Origin of the sequence: Rhizobium sp. Leaf371 (assembly GCF_001424045.1) — a bacterium.
Lineage (GTDB): Bacteria > Pseudomonadota > Alphaproteobacteria > Rhizobiales > Rhizobiaceae > Ferranicluibacter.
On sequence record NZ_LMQB01000003.1, the window covers coordinates 136,814 to 155,923 of the forward strand.

The following is a 19,110-nucleotide window of genomic DNA, read 5'->3' on the forward strand; positions in this document are numbered from 1 at the left end:
AAGGAGAACATCGATGACGGACAGAACCGTAACCCTCAGCCCCCAGGCGCTGGCCTTCGAACAATTGCTCGCTGCCGGCGGCACGCCGCCGGGCCAGATCGACGCCATCCGGCTCGGCGCCGAACGGCTTCATCTCGCGGCAAGCGAACCGGACGGCGTGACCTATCGCGAAGTCGATGCCAATGGCGTGCCGGCCATCTGGGCGCAGCCGAAAACGGCCGATAACGGCTTCGTGCTTCTCCACGCCCATGCGGGCGGCAGCGTGACGACATCGGCTGCGGTCGATCGCAAGCTGGCCGGCCATATCGCGACGGCCGTCGGCGTGCCGGCGCTGGTGCTCGACTATCGCCGCGCGCCGGAACACAAGTACCCGGCCCAGGTCGACGACGTCGATGCCGCCTTCGAGTGGCTGCTGTCGCAGGGCTTTGCCGCCGAGAACATCATCACCATCGGCCATTCGATCGGCGGCTTCCTGTCGGCGGCCGTCGCGCTGCGCCGGCGGGATGCCGGCAAGTCGCTGCCGGGCGCCGTGGTCTCGATCTCGCCCTGGTGCGACCTGGAGATCGCCAACCCGGCAATCGAGGCCAATGCCGGCACCGACAAGCTTCTGAGCCGTCAGATCCTCGAATTCTTCCGCGATGCCTGGGTCGGCGGGACCGATGTCGCGTTTGACGATGTCCGGATCAACCTCAACAAGGCCGATCTCGCCGGCCTGCCACCGACGCTGGTCTCCTGGGGAACCTACGAGGTGCTTGCCGGCGAGGACGAGATCTTTGCCGAACGCCTGAAGGCCGCCGGCGTGCGCACCGAGGTCCTCCCGGTCGCCGGCGGGCAGCATTCCTATGTCTGGGCCGCCGGCCGCGTCCCCGAAAGCGATGCCGCCATCGCCCACATCGCCAAATGGCTGCGCGCCACCCTGCCGATCAAGCCGAAGGCGGCGTAAGGGAAACGAGACACGTCGTCGCCGCGCGGCATGTTCTGCGCGGCGACGAGACGCTCACGCCTCTTCGATGGTGTAGGGCAGCACGTCTCTCCGGTCGTGATCTACATAAAGTTTCCGCATGAGCGGCGGTACCGCGCGCTGCGGGCATGTCAGACGCTCGCAGATCCGGCAGGAAATACCGATCGGCGCGAAACCGGCCCGTCCCGACGTCTCCAGGTCGTCCGCATAGACGAAGGCATGGGCATAGGAAATCTCGCAGCCGAACGCGATGGCATAGCGCGGCTGCGGGCTGTGAAACCCGGCGCCGGACTTGGTGACCTGCGTTGCCAGACAGAGATAGCGCGCGCCGTCGGGGGTTTCCGCCAACTGGCGGATGATCCGCCCCTGCGCCTCGAAGGCTTCATGAACGTTCCAAAGCGGACAGGCGGCGCCGAAGCGCGCGAACTGAAGCTTGGTCGCGCTATGTCTTTTGGTGATGTTGCCGGCACGATCGATCCGGGCGAAAAAGACCGGAATGCCCTTGTTGCCCGGGCGCTGGAGCGTGCTCAGACGATGGCAGACCTGCTCCAGGCTCGCGCCGAACCAGGCGGCGAGAAGATCGAGATCATGGCGCAGGGTCTTTGCCACCGAGAGAAATGCGCCATAGGGCAGAAGCAGCGCGCCGGCGAAATAGTTCTGCAGCCCGATCTTGCAGATCTCGGCCGCCTCCACCGTCCGGAAATTGGCATCGCGCGCGATCAGATCGATGAGCTGGCGGGCATGAAGCTGGGCGATCTGCAGGGCGATCTGGAAATCGCGCGTGGCCGGCGGCGCATAGCGGTTGATGGAGAGGATGCCTGCCGAGCGGTCGAACCGGCGCAGCGCATCGTTTTCGGACGGAGCCCAGCGCACCTCGATCTGGAACCTGGTCTTGAGATACCGCGTGAGAGCCGAGTAGCTGTCGGCCTCGCCGAGCCCGATCTCGGCCGCCAGGCGTTCCGCCTCGATATCCAGCGCGTGAATATAGTTGTCGAGGAAATGAAAGAAGTCCCGGACTTCCTCGTAGGACGTCGTTTCCGCCAGCGACGCGGATCTCCCCAGACTGTCGCTGAGGCTGGCAAGCTGCTCGCTGTTGCGCCGAAAGCCCTGGTGGACGCGGATAAAGGCGCGGGCGAAGTTCGGCGCGCCCTGGGTAACGAGTTTCATTTCCTGCGCGGTGGGCGCGAGATTTTCGAAGACGGGATCGTTCAGCGCTTCCGAGAGCGCCGACAGCAGCCGGTCGCCCTCGCCGGACGACAGCTCGCTCATATTGATCTGGAATTTCTCGGCGAGCGCAACCAGCACCGTCGCGGACACCGGCCGCTGGTTGTTTTCGATCTGGTTGAGGTAGCTCGTGGAGATACCGATCCGCTCGGCGAACTGGGCCTGTGTGGCCTTGTTCGCTTCCCGCAACTCGCGGACCTTTCGTCCGATGAACAGCTTGCCGACGCTCATGTTCGCAACTTTGCAAAGTTATATTTGCATCTTTATAATTTACACATGCGCGCCCGTTCAAGTGTTTTGTGAAACACGGATCTGCGCTAGAACGAGGGTATCGAATGGGACGCGGGAAGAGAACATGAGAACGGTGCTCGAACAGCTTGAATCGCGACGCGCGGAAGCCAGACTCGGTGGCGGCCAGAAGCGGATCGATGCCCAGCACGCCAAGGGCAAGCTGACCGCGCGCGAACGCATCGAGGTTCTCTTGGACGAAGGCTCGTTCGAGGAATACGACATGTACGTGACACACCGGGCCGTCGATTTCGGAATGGCCAGCCAGAAGATCGCCGGCGATGGCGTGGTGACCGGCTGGGGCACGATCAACGGGCGGCAGGTCTATATCTTCTCCCAGGATTTCACCGTCCTTGGCGGATCGCTCTCAGAGACCCATGCCCAGAAGATCTGCAAGATCATGGACATGGCCCTTAACAACGGCGCACCGGTCATCGGGCTCAACGATTCGGGCGGCGCCCGCATCCAGGAAGGCGTCGCATCCCTTGCCGGCTATGCCGACGTCTTCAAGCGCAATGTCGAGGCCTCCGGCGTCGTTCCGCAGATCTCCGTCATCATGGGGCCGTGCGCGGGCGGCGCCGTCTACTCGCCGGCCATGACCGACTTCATCTTCATGGTGCGCGACAGCTCCTATATGTTCGTCACAGGTCCGGATGTCGTGAAAACCGTCACGAACGAGATTGTGACGGCAGAAGAGCTGGGGGGCGCACGGACCCACACCACCAAGTCGTCCGTGGCGGACGGCGCCTTCGAGAACGATGTCGAAGCGCTCGAACAGGTCCGCCTGCTGTTTGATTTCCTGCCGCTCAACAATCGCCAGCAGGCCCCGATCCGGCCGTTCTACGACGATCCGGCCCGCCTGGAGCACCGCCTCGACACGCTGGTTCCGGATTCCTCGAACAAGCCCTACGATATGCGGGAGCTGATCCTCGCGCTCGCAGACGAGGCCGATTTCTTCGAGATCCAGGAAGCTTTCGCCAGGAACATCATCACCGGCTTCCTGCGGATCGAAGGCCAGTCGGTCGGCGTCGTCGCCAATCAGCCGATGGTGCTGGCCGGGTGCCTGGATATCGATGCCTCGCGCAAGGCGGCCCGTTTCGTCCGCTTCTGCGACGCCTTCAACATTCCCATCCTGACGCTCGTCGATGTTCCCGGCTTCCTTCCCGGCACCTCGCAGGAATATGCCGGCGTCATCAAGCACGGCGCGAAGCTGCTGTTTGCCTATAGCCAGGCGACCGTGCCGATGGTGACCCTGATCACCCGCAAGGCCTATGGCGGCGCCTACGACGTCATGGCGTCGAAGCATATCGGCGCCGACGTCAACTATGCCTGGCCGACGGCGGAGATCGCGGTCATGGGCGCCAAGGGCGCGACCGAAATCCTCTATCGCTCGGAGCTTGGCGACGCTGAAAAAATCGCCGCGCGGACGAAAGAGTATGAGGAACGCTTCGCCAATCCCTTCGTCGCCGCCGAACGGGGCTTCATCGACGAGGTGATCATGCCCCATTCCTCCCGCCGGCGCATTGCCCGCGCCTTTGCCTCGTTGCGCAACAAGCGCAGCGACGTGCGATGGCGCAAGCATGACACCATACCCTTGTGAGGCGGCATGACCGGAGCCCTGACCGTGCGGGATGTGTTTCCGCCGAACTCTGAGAGTATAACCATTGGCGGCGTTTCCATCACCCTGGATCGGACCGCTCGAACGCCAGACACCTTCACGCGCGGGATGCCCGATGCTTAGAAAAATTCTGATCGCAAACCGCGGTGAAATTGCCTGCCGGATCATCAAGTCCGCGCGGAAGCTCGGCATTGCCACCGTCGCCGTCTATTCGGATGCGGATGCGGACGCGCTGCATGTGAAGATGGCGGACGAGGCCGTGCATATCGGCCCGTCGCCCTCCAGCCAGTCCTATATCGTCATCGACAACATCCTCGACGCCATCCGCCAGACGGGCGCCGATGCCGTGCATCCCGGCTATGGTTTCCTGTCGGAGAATGCGGCGTTCGCCGAAGCCCTGGAGAAGGCAGGCGTCACCTTCATCGGGCCGCCGGTCAAGGCCATCCTGGCGATGGGCGACAAGATCACCTCCAAGAAGCTTGCCGCCGAAGCCGGCGTGTCCACGGTGCCCGGCCACATGGGGCTGATCGCGGACGCCGCAGAGGCGGTCACGATCTCCGCATCGATCGGCTATCCCGTGATGATCAAGGCCTCGGCCGGCGGCGGCGGCAAGGGGATGCGGATCGCCTGGAACGACGACGAGGCGCGCGAGGGTTTTCAATCCTCGAAGAACGAGGCGAAGGCCTCCTTCGGCGACGACCGGATCTTCATCGAGAAGTTCGTGACACAGCCGCGCCATATCGAGATCCAGGTGCTCGGCGACACGCATGGCACCGTGCTCTATCTCGGCGAACGCGAATGCTCCATCCAGCGCCGCAACCAGAAGGTCATCGAGGAAGCCCCCTCCCCCTTCATCGACGCAGCGACGCGGCGCTCGATGGGCGAGCAGGCGGTCGCGCTCTGCCAGGCTGTCGGCTACCACTCCGCGGGGACGGTGGAATTCATCGTCGATGGCGACCGCAATTTCTACTTCCTCGAGATGAACACCCGGCTTCAGGTCGAGCACCCGGTCACCGAGCTGGTGACGGGGATCGATCTCGTCGAGCAGATGATCCGGGTTGCGGGCGGCGAGAAGCTGAGCTTCGCGCAGGACGATATCACGCTGAACGGCTGGGCCATCGAAAGCCGTCTCTATGCGGAAGATCCCTACCGCAACTTCCTGCCCTCCATCGGCCGCCTGTCGCGCTACCGCCCGCCGCTCGAAGGCGTGAAGGCCGACGGGACGATCGTTCGCAACGACACCGGCGTCTTTGAGGGCGGCGAGATCTCGATGTACTACGATCCGATGGTCGCCAAGCTCTGCACCTGGGCACCGGATCGTCTCCGGGCCATCGACGCGATGAGCGATGCGCTCGATCATTTCGACGTGGAGGGGATCGGCCACAATCTGCCGTTCCTGTCCGCCGTCATGCAGCATCCCCGGTTCCGCTCCGGCAAGATCACCACGGCCTTCATCGCCGAGGAGTTTCCCGACGGGTTCCACGGCGTCGCCCCGGATGCGGACGCCGCGCGAAAACTCGCCGTGGTCGCCGCTTTCGCCAACCATGCCATCCAGAGCCGCGCCGTGCAGATCTCGGGAACGATCGGCAACCATCAGAGGATCGTCGGCCGGAAATGGGTGGCGGTTCTCGCCGGCCACGCCTTCGATCTGGAGCTGTCCCCGACGGCGGAGGGGGCGACGGTCACCTTTGCCGACGGACCGCCCGTCACGGTTGCGAGCGCCTGGCTCCCGGGCAAAAGCCATGATCGCTTCGTGATCGACGGTGAAGAGATCGGCGTGAAGATTGCGAAATCGGGCACCGGCCTGCGCCTGCGCTGGCGCGGCATGGATGTGGTCGCCCATGTGCGCGAGCCGCGCGTGGCGGCGCTTGCCCGGTTGATGCCGGTGAAGGCGCCCGCGGACACGTCCAAGATGCTGCTCTGCCCCATGCCCGGCATCCTCACCTTCCTTGCGGTGCAGGAGGGCGAGGAGATCGAGGCCGGACAGGCGCTTGCCACCGTCGAGGCGATGAAGATGGAGAACACGCTGCGGGCGGAAAAGCGCGGCACGGTGAAACGCATCGCCGCGGCGGCCGGGCAGAGCCTTGCCGTCGACGAGCTGATCATGGAGTTCGCGTGATGTCTAGGGATAAGACCGTTGCGGACTGGGAGGCTCTGGCCGAACGCGAGGTGAAGGCGCCGGCCGAGACGCTCGTCTGGCACACGCCCGAAGGGATCGACGTCAAGCCGCTCTACACCCCGTCGGATCTCGACGGCGCCGACCATCTGGGTTCGCTGCCGGGATTTGCGCCGTTCACGCGCGGCCCCCGCGCCACGATGTATGCGGGTCGCCCCTGGACGATCCGGCAATATGCCGGCTTCTCCACGGCCGAAGCGTCGAATGCGTTCTACAAGCGCAATCTGGCGGCGGGTCAGAAGGGCCTGTCCGTCGCTTTCGATCTTGCCACGCATCGCGGCTATGACAGCGACCATCCGCGGGTCGAAGGCGATGTCGGCAAGGCCGGCGTGGCGATCGACAGCGTCGAGGACATGAAGATCCTGTTCGACGGCATCCCGCTCGACGAGATGTCCGTCTCCATGACCATGAACGGCGCCGTCATCCCGATCCTTGCCAATTTCATCGTCGCGGGCGAGGAGCAGGGCGTGCCGCGCGCGCAATTGTCGGGGACCATTCAGAACGACATTCTGAAGGAGTTCATGGTCCGCAACACCTACATCTATCCGCCGGAACCCTCGATGCGGATCATCGCCGACATCATCGAATATACGGCCAAGGAAATGCCGCGCTTCAATTCGATCTCGATCTCCGGCTACCACATCCAGGAGGCCGGATCGACGCTGGTGCAGGAGCTGGCCTTCACGCTCGCGGACGGTCGCGAATATGTCCGGGCGGCGATTGCCAAGGGGCTCGCGGTCGACGACTTCGCCGGCCGCCTGTCGTTCTTCTTCGCGATCGGGATGAACTTCTTCATGGAGGCCGCCAAGCTCCGCGCCGCGCGTCTCCTGTGGTCGCGCGTCATGGCCGACTTCCATCCGAAGAAGCAATCGTCCCTGATGCTGCGGACGCATTGCCAGACGTCCGGCGTATCCCTGCAGGAGCAGGACCCGTACAACAACATCATCCGCACGGCCTACGAGGCGATGTCGGCCGTCCTTGGCGGCACGCAGTCTCTGCACACCAATGCGCTGGACGAGGCGATCGCCCTGCCGACGGAGTTTGCCGCGCGCATCGCACGCAACACCCAGCTCATCCTGCAGCACGAGACCGGCGTGACGAACGTGGTCGATCCCCTCGCCGGCTCCTATTACGTGGAAAGCCTGACCAAGGAACTCGCGGACAAGGCCTGGGCCCTGATGGAAGAGGTCGAGGCCCTGGGCGGCATGACCAAGGCCGTTGCAACCGGCATGCCGAAGAGACGGATCGAGGAGGCCGCGACGCGCCGGCAGGCGACCGTCGATCGCGGCGAGACCGTCATCGTCGGCGTCAACAAGTACCGGCTCGAAAACGAGGATCCGATCGATATTCTGGATATCGACAATGCCGCCGTTCGCGCGGCCCAGGTCCGGCGCATCGAGGACACGAAGCGCCGGCGCAATTCGGAGGCGGTGGCCGCGGCGCTCGCGGTCCTGACAGGCATCGCCCGCAGCGGCGAGGGAAACCTGCTGGCCGCGGCCGTGGACGCCGCACGGGCCCGCGCGACGATCGGCGAGATCACCGATGCCATGCGGGTCGTTTTCGGAGACCATACGGTCGTGCCCGAGGTGGTCACCGACGTCTATGGCGCGGCCTATGAGAACGATCCGGAATATGCGACGCTCGTCGGCCGGCTCGGCGAACTGGCAGAGACGCTGAGCGTCAAGCCGAAGATCATGGTGGCGAAACTCGGGCAGGACGGTCACGATCGCGGCGCCAAGATCATCGCCTCGGCCTTCGGCGATATCGGTTTCGACGTTCTCGCCGCACCTTTGTTCCAGACGCCGGACGAAGCCGCCGAGATGGCCATCAGACACAAGGTCCATGTCGTCGGCATGTCGTCGCTTGCGGCCGGCCACAAGACGCTGGCGCCGCAGCTCGTCGCGGCCCTCAAGGCGCGCGGCGCGGCCAACATCATCGTCGTCGTCGGCGGCGTCATTCCCCGCCAGGACTATGACTTCCTGCTTGAGAACGGCGTCTCCGCCGTGTTCGGTCCCGGCACGAACGTGCTCGAGGCGGCCCGCGCCGTGATCGATCTCATGCAGGGCAAATTGCGCAATCAGTGAGGTCGAACATGCTGGGCTCCCTAAACCACGTCGCCATCGCCGTGCCGGATCTGACGGCGGCCATCGCCGTTTATGAAAAGCTCGGCGCGACCATCTCCGCACCGCAGGAACTTCCCGAACACGGCGTGACCGTCGTGTTCATCCAGCTTCCCAATACCAAGATCGAGCTTCTCCATCCCCTCGGCGAGACCTCGCCCATCGCGGCGTTTCTTGCGAAGAACCCCGCAGGCGGCATCCATCATCTCTGCTTCGAAGTCCCCGACATCGGCGAAGCACGGGACAGGGTGATCGAAAACGGCATCCGCGTGCTCGGGACCGGCGAGCCCACCATCGGCGCCCATGGTCTCCCGGTCCTGTTCGTCCATCCCAAGGACATGTTCGGAACCCTTGTCGAGCTGGAACTCGCCAAGCCCTGAGGCCGCCCCTCGGCCTCAGCCGGGGCTCTGCCCCTTGGAATGAACGATTGACGTTCCCTATTTCCACACCCTCACAACTTGTCTTTGCAAATGAGCGAATTTCGTTCCGCTATATCAATTCGGGCTTGCTCCTTAAGAGATTGCTTATCGAAAAGGCAATGAAATCATCCGATGATGAGGCATAGAAGCGGAAAACGTCGCGGTGGCCTCCACCCTGATCTCCGTTGGACACGCCCATTCAATCGGAGGCATCGTCATGAACAAAGTTGTGTTTCTGCCCATTCCGCAGCGCAATCCGCAAGACCCGATGGATGAACTGGCAACGCTCATTCAAAATTCCGACTTGCCGGACCTCCTCAGCGAGCTCGAAGCAAAACTCGGCGTCATCCTCGACTATACGAAGTCGTTCCAGACGATCTCGGATGCTGCAAAGCGACCTTCGACAGACGCCTAGAGAGCAACCCGTATTGTTTTTTTTGATGAAATCGATTTCAGAACGAAGTGCCCGTCCGATGGCGGGCCTTGGATCGACGCTGAGGTGCAGGATGCCGGCCGGCGGCCGCGAAGGGCCTTTCAGCCTCTGGCAACCGACGGAGATGATCTCCGTGTCCCATTCCCAGCCTCAGGCAAAATGACTTTGCTCCCGGAAATCACCCAGCGGACGGACGCGAATGACGCGTCCCCGCGAAGAGAGTCATGTCGAGATTTTGGAATGGCACGTTCGACGCCAGATCGCCGGACCCGGCGCCCGGGTGATGAAGATGACACGTCTCGCTTTGACCTTGAAACCCTCTGCCGCAGAAAGCCGGCACCCCCGCCGGAGAGACCCTGAGCCTCTCTTTGTCGCATACCGCATGCAACCGTACGTAAACCGGCCTTCACCCCTATCTCCGAGGACTTTTCATGTCTTTCTTGAAAAATGCCAAAATCAGAACCAAGATCCTGTCGCTGATCGTGCCGATCTGTGCTGCGGGTATCGTGAGCGTTCTCGCCATATCGTCAAGCTACAACAAGGCCGACGAGGACTATAACGCCTTCATCTCCAAGGATGGCGTCGCCGCGATCGAACTCTCCCGCCTGAACACCGGAATGCTGGGGGCTGTCTATGCCGCCTATCAGTCGATGGCCTACGATGCCGCCGACCCGTATCTGGCGAGCGTTACCAAGGGCTATGACGAGAACACGGAGCGGGTCAACGCACGCCTGCAATCGATCAAGACGCTGATGCCGGAGATGGCAGCGGAAACGGCGCGTTTCGAAAGCAATGCGCGCGTCATTCTCGCGCTGACGGGTCAGGCCATGGAACTCGGCAAAGCCAACCGCAACGACGAAGCGCGCGCGATCCTGGCGAAGGCCGATCCCGTCATGAACGAATTTCGCGAGAGCGCCCGCGCCACCGTTGCGAAGATGGTGGCTCATGTGAGCGAGCAGACGGCGAAGATGACCGAGAACACGCACACCACCATCACCCTCTTCCTGGTGTCGTTGTCCGCTCTGTTTGCAGCCATGATCATGGCCGCTCTCTTCGTCACCGGCCGGGGTATCACCGGCCCGATCGACAGGCTTCGCTCCCGCATGCTGTCGCTTGCCGACGGTCAGACGGAGGAAGCCGTCGCGGGTCTCGGTCGACGGGACGAAGTCGGTCAGATGGCGGATGCCGTGGCGGTGTTTCGTCAGAATGCCATCGACCGCATCCGGCTCGAAGCCGAAGCGGCTGCGAACCGGAACCTGTCGGAAGACGAGCGGCAGCGCCAGGCACAGGCGGATCTCCTGCGCTCCCGGGACATGGCGCAGGCCACCAATGGCCTGGCCGAAGGCTTGAAGCATCTGGCGTCCGGAGACCTCACCTTTCACCTCGCCGAGCCCTTTGCCACGGATTTCGAGACGCTTCGTACCGATTTCAACGGCGCCGTCAGCCAGTTGTCCGAAACCCTGCGTGCGGTCACCGAGGCCACTGGCGCGATCGACAATGGCAGCCGCGAGGTGAGTGCCGGCGCCGACGACCTCTCGAAGCGCACGGAGCAGCAGGCCGCAGCCCTGGAAGAAACGGCCGCCGCCCTCGACCAGATCACGGTCAATGTCAGCAACTCTTCCAAGCGCGCGGACGAAGCCCGCAAGGTGGCCGCGATCGCCAATGAAAGTGCCGCGCAGTCCGGCCGCGTCGTCGCCCATGCGGTGGATGCCATGCAGAAGATCGAGGAATCCTCCAACCAGATCTCGTCCATCATCGGGGTGATCGACGAGATCGCCTTCCAGACCAACCTTCTGGCGCTGAATGCCGGCGTCGAGNAAGATCGAGGAATCCTCCAACCAGATCTCGTCCATCATCGGGGTGATCGACGAGATCGCCTTCCAGACCAACCTTCTGGCGCTGAATGCCGGCGTCGAGGCCGCGCGCGCCGGGGAAGCCGGCAAGGGCTTTGCCGTCGTCGCACAGGAAGTGCGCGAACTCGCCCAGCGCTCGGCCAAGGCCGCCAAGGACATCAAGGAACTGATCCGCAATTCCTCCGTCGAGGTGCAGAACGGCGTCCGACTGGTCAGCGAAACCGGCGACGCGCTGAAGACGATCGAAGGCTATATCGTCACCGTCAACCAGCACATGGATTCGATCGCGACGTCGGCCAGGGAGCAATCGGTCGGTCTCGCCGAGGTCAACACGGCCGTCAACCAGATGGACCAGGTGACCCAGCAGAATGCGGCCATGGTCGAGGAGACCAGCGCGGCCGGCGCCACGCTGGCCACCGAAAGTTCGCGCCTGCGTCAGCTTATCTCGCAGTTCCGGCTTGCCGGCGCGCTCCGCCAGACCGCATCCGTCATGGCCGCCACCCCGTCCCACCAACCCATCGCCTCGCCGGCCAGAAAACTGTCGGGAAAAGTCGCCCAGGCCTTCGTCGGCAATGCCGCGGTGAAGGAAAGCTGGGAGGAGTTTTAAGACGATCACAGAGATGTGTTCGCCGGACCCGCGATCCTGAAAAACACAGAAAAAAACGCTGAAACGTTCGGGAGCGCCGCAGACGCTCCCGACGCGCTTTCCGTGCACGTCCGGCAAAATGCCGATCGATTGCGCATCTGAACTTATATGAAATCAACGGCGTAGAGCGTTTCCGCAATCGGGGGAAAAGCCAAAACGATTCGGGAGGAAATGGCCGGAGCCGCACGCCTTCCGCATCGCCGAAGCTGACGCCGGTCGCTTGCGTGCAATTATCGTATATCACGCATTTTTAACGCAACTTGTGGTCAGAATGTTCCCGGCCTCTTACCGGCCGTGGGAAGGTGCTGCGCCAGCTCACGGGCCGCTCTCTTGGCAACATTCTAACGTGAGAAATGCGTCCCATGAAACGTCCAAAACTGAGTACAGCTCTCATCGGCACGGTCATCGGGCTGTTTGCCATGACCGCGATCCTTGCGGGAACGTCCATTCATTCGATGACCTCCATCGACGGCAACAATGATGCCATCGTCGATGACTGGATGCCCAGCGTCTCCCGTTCGAAAGACATCGATATCGCCTTGGGCGATCTCCGCATCGCCTATCGCGACCACGTTCTCGCGACCAGTGACGACGAGCAGAGCGCGGCCGAACAGAAGATCGCCTCTTCGCTCGACAGCGTGCAGAAGGCGATCGAAAGCTACGCTCTCCTCGTGAAAGAGCCGAGCGAAATCGCCGATCTCGCTGCACTCAAGGGCAGTCTGGAAACATACATCACGTCCGGCACGCAACTCGTCGCCCTCTCCCGCGCCAACAAGGATGAAGACGCAAAGCTGCTGATCGCCTCGCCCGCGATGAAGGGTGCAGCGCTCGGCATAGACTCCGTGATCGACAAGGTCGTGGCGACGAACGAAACGGGGGCGGCAGCCGACGGGGTCGAGAACCAGCATCTGATCGAAGACTCCATCAATCTTGCGTACATTCTCGCCGCGCTCGGCGTGATCTTCGGGGTGTGCGCCATCGCCTTCGTCATCGCCGGGATCGCCAAGCCGATCGCGCGCATTACCGGCGCGATGCGACGTCTGGCCGATGGCGACACGAAAAGCGAGGTCCCTTTCGCGGACCGGACCGACGAGATCGGCGCGATGGCGGGCGCCGTGGATATCTTCCGGCAGGCTGCCATCGCCAACAAACAGCTCGAAGCCGATGCCGAGGAGAACCGGCTGCAGGCGGAACGAGATCGTGTCCGCCTGACGGCGGAAGCGGAGGCCGCCGCCCAGCTCCGCCTCGACGCGGCGACGGCGGGGCTGGCAGCCGGCCTGAAGCAGCTTGCTGCCGGTGACCTCTCCTTCACATTGAGCGAACCCTTCGCACCCGATTTCGAAGCGCTGCGCCATGATCTGAACGGTGCGGTGGCGCAGCTGGCCGAAACGCTTCAGGCCGTCGCCCAGGCGACGGGATCGATCGACAGCGGAAGCCAGGAAATCAGCCGCGGCGCGGACGATCTGTCGAAGCGCACGGAACAGCAGGCGGCCTCTCTCGAGGAAACCGCCGCCGCGCTCGACCAGATCACGGCCAACGTCTCGAACTCTTCCAAGCGTGCCGATGAAGCCCGCAGCGTCGCCGTGCAGGCCAATGCCAGCGCGAGCGAGTCCGGCAAGGTCGTTTCGAAAGCCGTGGAGGCCATGGGCAAGATCGAGGCCTCTTCGAACGAGGTCTCCAACATCATCGGCGTTATCGACGAGATCGCCTTCCAGACCAATCTTCTCGCGCTGAATGCCGGCGTGGAAGCCGCGCGGGCCGGGGAAGCCGGCAAGGGCTTCGCCGTCGTCGCCCAAGAAGTGCGCGAACTGGCGCAACGCTCGGCAAAGGCCGCCAAGGAGATCAAGGAACTGATCCGCAACTCCTCGATCGAAGTCCAGAACGGCGTCAAGCTGGTGAGCGAGACGGGAACCGCCTTGAGAACGATCGAAGGCTACATCGTCACCGTCAACCAGCACATGGACGCCATCGCCACCTCGGCGCGCGAGCAGTCCGTCGGCCTCGGCGAGGTCAACACCGCCGTCAACCAGATGGATCAGGTGACCCAGCAGAACGCCGCCATGGTCGAGGAGACCAGTGCGGCCGGCGCGACGCTTGCCAATGAAAGCGGAAAGCTGCGTCAGCTGATCGGGCAGTTTACCCTGGGCGGCGCGCCTTCCAATGCCGCGATCCTGCGCCAGACGGCCGCCGCGATGGGTGGTTCCCTGGTCCACCGGACGGCGGCCTCCCCTGTCCGCAAGCCGGCACCCCGACCGGCCGCCAGGACAGCCGCGGCCTTTGTCGGAAATGCCGCCGTCAACGACAGCTGGGAGGAGTTCTGACCGCGCCGGGAGCGACCGTTAGGCCCCGGTAACGGCAGGCCCCGTAACGCCAGGCCCCGTCTTGACGAAGGCGCCTGACGCCGCACGGGGGTCTAGCCCGCCGACGCCTGAAATCTAAAGTGCCCGTTCGTCGCCAGAACCGTCGGCGTCGGGCCGTTTGAAGCCGAAAGAACCTGGGACGCCGCGCAGCGGGATCCCAGGTTTTTCTTTGTCATGTCGAAGACGCTTGCGGCGACCATCACGTCGATGGCTTGCCCTCCGTCCGTCGCTGCGATCGCTGCGATCGCTGCGAAAAGCAGGTCACGCGAGCTCCCGACGGAGGCAGCCGGGCCGACGTTTAAAAGTCCTGCCAGGCCCCCTTCGAGATATCGACCGCGGCATTGCCGGAGAAGGCGGAGGCGATCTTGCGGCCCAGCGCCTTCACGGGCGACCCGTGGGAGACGTCCCGGTCATTGATCTCACGCGGTGCCGTGACGTGTGCCCGCGCATGCGACGGGGAAAGCCTGAACTGCCCGAGCATCGCGTTCAACGAGGCGACCTCGCGGGCGAGACCGTGGCTTGCCGCCGTGGTTTCCTCGACCATCGCCGCGTTCTTCTGCGTGTCCTGATCCATGAGGTTCACCGCCGTGTTGATCTGCTGGAGCCCGGAGGACTGTTCTTGGGCGCTGTCCACGATGGCGGAAACGTGCCGGTTGATCTCCTGTACCTCCGAGACGATCGTCTCCAGAGCCTTGCCGGTATCCCCGACCAGCTGGACGCCTCCATGGACCTGTTCGTTCGACGTGTGGATCAGCGCCTTGATCTCTTTTGCCGCCGTTGCCGAACGCTGCGCCAGTTCGCGCACCTCCTGTGCGACGACCGCAAAGCCCTTGCCTGCGTCTCCGGCGCGGGCCGCCTCGACGCCGGCGTTCAGCGCCAGCAGATTGGTCTGGAACGCGATCTCGTCGATCACACCGATGATGTTGGAGATCTCGCCCGCCGATTTCGCGATTTCCTCCATGGCGTGGACGGCGCGGCGCACCACATTGCCGGATTGCTCCGCGCCCGCTTTCGTGCGGCTGACGAGCGTGCCGGCCTCCTGGGCGCGCCGGGTCGAATCCTTGACCACCGTTGTGATCTCCTCGAGCGCCGCCGCGGTTTCCTCGACCGCTGCCGCCTGCTGCTCCGTCCGCTTGGCGAGTTCGTCGGCGGCCGACTTGATCTCATTGGCGCCGGCATCGATGCCGCGTGCATTGTCCGAGACCTTGGTCAGCGCCGAATGGAGCATTTCGGCCGAGCCGTTGAAGTCGCCGCGAACACTGTCGAGAGCCGCGTTGAACGGCTGCTGGATGCGATAGGACACGTCGCCCTCGGCAAGTTTCGCAAGACCGGCCGCAAGGTTCTCGACAGCAAACCGGACCTCCTCCGCCTCTCTCGTCCTTTCAAGCTCCCGCTCGATCCGCTCCTTCTCCAACAGGGTCCGGTTGGCTTCCGTCTCCTGCTCAAGGCGGATCCGGGCGATGGCATTGTCGCGGAAGACCTGCACGGCCGCGCCCATGGCGCCGATTTCGTCCTTCCGGTCGAGGCCTTCGATGCGATCCTCGGTATTGCCGGCTGCCAGTGACTTCATGCGTTCGCGCAGGATCGCGATGGGTGTCGTGATCCCCCGCGTCGAGACCAACAGAGCGAGAAGGATCGCCAGGGTGAACGTGATGCCGATCGTGAGCAGGGATGCGAGGATGGTGAAATTCGTGTCGGCTGACAGCGCATTGCTCTCGTTGCCCAGCTCCTGCACATTCGCGTCGATCCATTCCTTGATGTCGGATTGCCAGGCGGATGCCAGTGGCCCGACGTCATCGAGCACGGTTCTCGCCTGATCGATCTGTCCTTCATCGTGAAGGGCGATCATACGGTCGGCCTTCGCGATGATATGGGTGAAGCGCTCGCGGAAGCCTTTGATGCCGTCGGCCAGTTCCGGGTTCTTGACGACAGCGGTATCGAAGCGCGTGATCGTGATGTCGATGTAGTTCCGATAGGCTTTCTTCAGCTCCGCTCCGCGCGGCGCCCCGGCTTCATAGGCCAGCAGCATGAAGGCATTGCCGATCGCTGCCCCGAAGCTGGAAGAAGACCTTGCGCTCCAAAGCGCGGCAGAGCTCTCGTTGTCGATGAAATTCGAATAGGTCGTGTCGGTCTGCTTCAGCTGGTAAGAGACGAACCCAAGGCTGGCGATACCGAGAAAACTGATCGGGATGACAAGCGCAAGGATCTTGGTGCGAATACTGGCGTTCGTGAGGAAGGACATATCGGAGCTTTCTATCGGTTAGCAAAAGACGATGGGTCCGCGACAATAAGACGCTCCTGCGAAACGCGTCGCATCCGGCTGAAACAGACCTTTATCGGAAGCGAGCCGCAGCTTCTGGGAGGGAAAGCGGGCCCGACTTCCAACGATCTCTGATGCTAAGGGGGATAAATTCCTGTTTTCTAAATTAAAGATGGCAAATTTTGCTATCTGCGCGCGAAATGAGCCGAAACCTGTCAGCCCTCGGCGAACTGACGGCGCGGAATTGACCCAAAGGCTCTCATTTTATAGGGTGATGGTGCCATCGTTGGAGGAGCCGGTGTCACATGCTGATGTCGTAGGCTCTCGACGAAAGGAAGACACATGCCGACCAGGCGCCTCATGCATCTCCACGGTGCAACTTCAAATGGCGAGCGTCTTGAGCGTCGCAAGTTCCAGGGCGTGTCTTCCGTCCATTTTCTGAAGCTGATCGAAGACCAGGGCGAAGTCGGCTTCTGGACGAAGGACTTTGCAACGGGTGCGACGACCTGCTCGGCCGGTATCTATCGGATGCTGAGCGCGGAGGCCGGCATGCCGATCGACCTCCTGCACATGATCCATCCCGAGGACCGCGAGCAGCATGATCTGGTCGAGGCCGGGCTGATGCACGGTCATCCGATGGATATCGATTTTCGCATCATTCGCGCCGACGGAACGATCCGGTGGATCAATCATCGCGCCGAGGTGATCTTCGACGAGCATGGCGCGTCGATGCGCGCGATCGGCGTTCTCCGGGACGTGACGGAGCGCCGGGAACTGAAACGGATCGTCGATCGAAGCTGGGCCCGGCATCAGAAACTTCTCTCCCTGATCGGGGGCGTCGAGTGGGGTCTCGATCTCAGCGGTCGTCTCCTGTTTCGGCAGGCCTGGTCGAAGTTTTCAGGGCAAAGCGTCGCCGATGCCTCGGGCCTGGGCTGGCTCGACAGGCTTCCTCCCGAAGGCCGCCTTGCGGCACAGCGTCATTGGGAGGAGGTTCTCGACCAGCAGACGAATTTCGACCTCGAAACCTCCCTGCTCTGCGCGGACGGAACGGTGGCCGACATCCAGCTGATCGCTGCCCCCATTGCCGAGCTGGATGGAACGGTGACGGAATGGATCGGCATGGTGCGCCCGCTGTCCGCACCGGTGACCATCAGCGCGGACCGCACGACGCCGCCCCTGAACCTGACGCGCCGTCAGATCAGGGCAGCGCGGCTGCTGCTGGGATGGACCCACGAGGATCTGGCCACCGAGGCGCGGATATCCGTCTCCTCGATCCGGCGGGTCGAGGAGGGTGAGCGCGCCATGCGATCGACGACCTATCACGCGATATCGAGCGCACTGCTTGCCAACGGCATCGAATTCGGGCCGAACGACACGACATCGACGACCATCACCGTTCATCACAACGAGGCGTGAGTCATGCGTTTGCGCGCATTCGCGAGCACGCGGCCTCGACGGTCACGCGGCACGGGTCAGGCTCTTTTCGCCTCGACGGATGCGCTTGCTCCCGGCTGCGGCCAGACCTGGTTGCGGCCGTTCGCCTTGGCTGCGTAAAGCGCCGCGTCCGCCGCTATGATCAGCTCCGCGACCTCGCAGCTTTCCACCGTCGCGGAGGCCACGCCGAAGCTTGCGGAAACCACGGCATCCGGCCCGAGCGCCGGGTGCGGGACAGCCTCGTCCAGAATCGCGCAGCGGATCGCCTCGGCGATGCAGCGCGCACTGGTGAGATCGGTATTCGGCAGGAAGAGCAGGATCTCCTCGCCTCCGAAGCGGACGGCGAGCCCATCCGTGCCGGCGAGCCCGGCGACGACCCGCCCCGCGATCCGCTTCAGGCAGAGATCGCCCGCCGAATGGCCGTAGCTGTCGTTGAAGATCTTGAACCGATCGACGTCGAGCAGAATGATCGCGACCGGCTTGCGTGCCGCCGTCTTGTTCGCCCAGTGCCGGCCGGTCGCCTGTTCGAAGGAGCGCCGGTTCGCCAGGCCCGTCAGCGGGTCCGTCAAGGCCTGGATGTTCAGCGCCGCGTTCAGATATTTGATGCGCTGGTCGAGCAGGAAGGACTGGCGGACGGATTTCTCCGCGGCATAGGCGGTGAGGATCGAGACGACCGCGCCGCTGATGTAGAAGAGGATGCTGACCGGCTTGCTATCCGCCGGAAAGATGTCCGTTACCTGCAGCACCGCGAGATAGCCGATGAACTGAAGGGCAACGATGACGGCGACGAACTGGGTGCGCGGCCGACCGACGACGCAGCCGCAGACCATCAGCAGGATGTTGCCGAAGACATAATGCGGCCGGTAGTCTCCCTCCGACAGCACGAGGCCCGTGGACAGGCCGACCACCATCGTCGCCGGGATCAGGCTGACCAGGAGGTCGTAATACGGGCTTTTTCGCCAGATGCCCCAGAGCAGGACCAGACAGATCGGCGTGACGAACAACAGGCGGATGACGACATAGGTTTGGAAATAGGCCCCTGTCAGGACATAGTCGCTGATGATGAAGAGGTCGTAGAGAAAAAGGCCGATCAGCCAGCCGATGAACACGAGCTTGTACTGCTGCTCGACGTTCTGACGCCTGAACAGCACCTCCGCCTCGGCTGGGAACGCCAACGGCCAAGTCCGGATGACATGATCATCGAGACTTTCTAATGAAGCGTTCTCTCGCATGGGACTTTTCATCAGCCAAACATTTCACCACGTCACTCTAACATATACACCTTAAGGTATTCTAAGCGCAAACCCTTGAACGGCAG

At 63.1% G+C, this 19,110-nt stretch carries 12 protein-coding genes and 1 pseudogene; 10 read left to right on the top strand and 3 right to left on the bottom strand.

All coding sequences use genetic code 11. The features are described 5' to 3' along the window. Window positions 1-13: 13 nt before the first annotated feature. Window positions 14-943, top strand: coding sequence for an alpha/beta hydrolase (locus ASG39_RS06075; protein WP_062593934.1), 930 nt, complete (start codon window positions 14-16; stop codon window positions 941-943). A 54-nt stretch (window positions 944-997) separates the two neighbouring features. Here the strand turns inward: ASG39_RS06075 and ASG39_RS06080 are convergent, their stop codons facing one another. Continuing rightward, window positions 998-2,416: a helix-turn-helix transcriptional regulator gene (locus tag ASG39_RS06080; protein WP_062593936.1), complete on the bottom strand. Its 1,419-nt coding sequence runs from the start codon at window positions 2,414-2,416 to the stop codon at window positions 998-1,000. Window positions 2,417-2,540: 124 nt separating this feature from the next. On the opposite strand from ASG39_RS06080, the gene ASG39_RS06085 reads away from it, so the two are divergent. The 8 genes and pseudogenes from ASG39_RS06085 to ASG39_RS06120 all read left to right on the top strand — a co-directional run bounded on the left by ASG39_RS06085 (window position 2,541) and on the right by ASG39_RS06120 (window position 14,059). Further along, a complete protein-coding gene (locus tag ASG39_RS06085; RefSeq protein WP_062593938.1) occupies window positions 2,541-4,073 on the top strand; it encodes an acyl-CoA carboxylase subunit beta in 1,533 nt (510 codons plus the stop codon). Between the two features lie 133 nt (window positions 4,074-4,206). Next, window positions 4,207-6,210, top strand: a complete 2,004-nt coding sequence (locus ASG39_RS06090; protein WP_062593939.1) for an acetyl/propionyl/methylcrotonyl-CoA carboxylase subunit alpha — start codon at window positions 4,207-4,209, stop codon at window positions 6,208-6,210. After that, window positions 6,210-8,351: a methylmalonyl-CoA mutase gene (gene scpA / locus ASG39_RS06095; protein WP_062593942.1), complete on the top strand. Its 2,142-nt coding sequence runs from the start codon at window positions 6,210-6,212 to the stop codon at window positions 8,349-8,351. The genes ASG39_RS06090 and scpA overlap by 1 nt, the downstream gene beginning before the upstream one ends. Window positions 8,352-8,359: 8 nt before the next feature. Further along, window positions 8,360-8,767: a methylmalonyl-CoA epimerase gene (gene mce, locus ASG39_RS06100; RefSeq protein ID WP_062593944.1), complete on the top strand. Its 408-nt coding sequence runs from the start codon at window positions 8,360-8,362 to the stop codon at window positions 8,765-8,767. Window positions 8,768-9,023: 256 nt separating this feature from the next. Beyond that, window positions 9,024-9,221, top strand: coding sequence for a hypothetical protein (locus tag ASG39_RS06105; RefSeq protein ID WP_156468040.1), 198 nt, complete (start codon window positions 9,024-9,026; stop codon window positions 9,219-9,221). 449 nt (window positions 9,222-9,670) lie between these two features. After that, on the top strand, window positions 9,671-11,056 hold a 1,386-nt coding region (locus ASG39_RS23045; RefSeq protein WP_244481145.1), incomplete at its 3' end, for a methyl-accepting chemotaxis protein. A 1-nt stretch (window position 11,057) separates the two neighbouring features. Then, a pseudogene (locus tag ASG39_RS24435) lies at window positions 11,058-11,699 on the top strand (methyl-accepting chemotaxis protein); the annotation flags it as partial. Window positions 11,700-12,100: 401 nt separating this feature from the next. Then, window positions 12,101-14,059, top strand: a complete 1,959-nt coding sequence (locus ASG39_RS06120; RefSeq protein WP_062593954.1) for a HAMP domain-containing methyl-accepting chemotaxis protein — start codon at window positions 12,101-12,103, stop codon at window positions 14,057-14,059. A gap of 337 nt (window positions 14,060-14,396) precedes the next feature. Here the strand turns inward: ASG39_RS06120 and ASG39_RS06125 are convergent, their stop codons facing one another. Next, on the bottom strand, window positions 14,397-16,340 hold the full coding sequence (locus ASG39_RS06125; RefSeq protein ID WP_062593955.1) for a methyl-accepting chemotaxis protein: 1,944 nt from the start codon (window positions 16,338-16,340) through the stop codon (window positions 14,397-14,399). Between the two features lie 360 nt (window positions 16,341-16,700). Here ASG39_RS06125 and ASG39_RS06130 point away from each other — a divergent pair, with 360 nt between their 5' ends. Further along, the gene (locus tag ASG39_RS06130) at window positions 16,701-17,774 is read left to right on the top strand and encodes a PAS domain-containing protein (RefSeq protein ID WP_062593957.1); all 1,074 of its coding nucleotides are present in this window, start codon (window positions 16,701-16,703) and stop codon (window positions 17,772-17,774) included. Window positions 17,775-17,830: 56 nt separating this feature from the next. Here ASG39_RS06130 and ASG39_RS06135 read toward each other — a convergent pair whose 3' ends face one another. Beyond that, a complete protein-coding gene (locus tag ASG39_RS06135) occupies window positions 17,831-18,967 on the bottom strand; it encodes a GGDEF domain-containing protein (protein WP_062593960.1) in 1,137 nt (378 codons plus the stop codon). Between the last annotated feature and the right edge of the window lie 143 nt (window positions 18,968-19,110).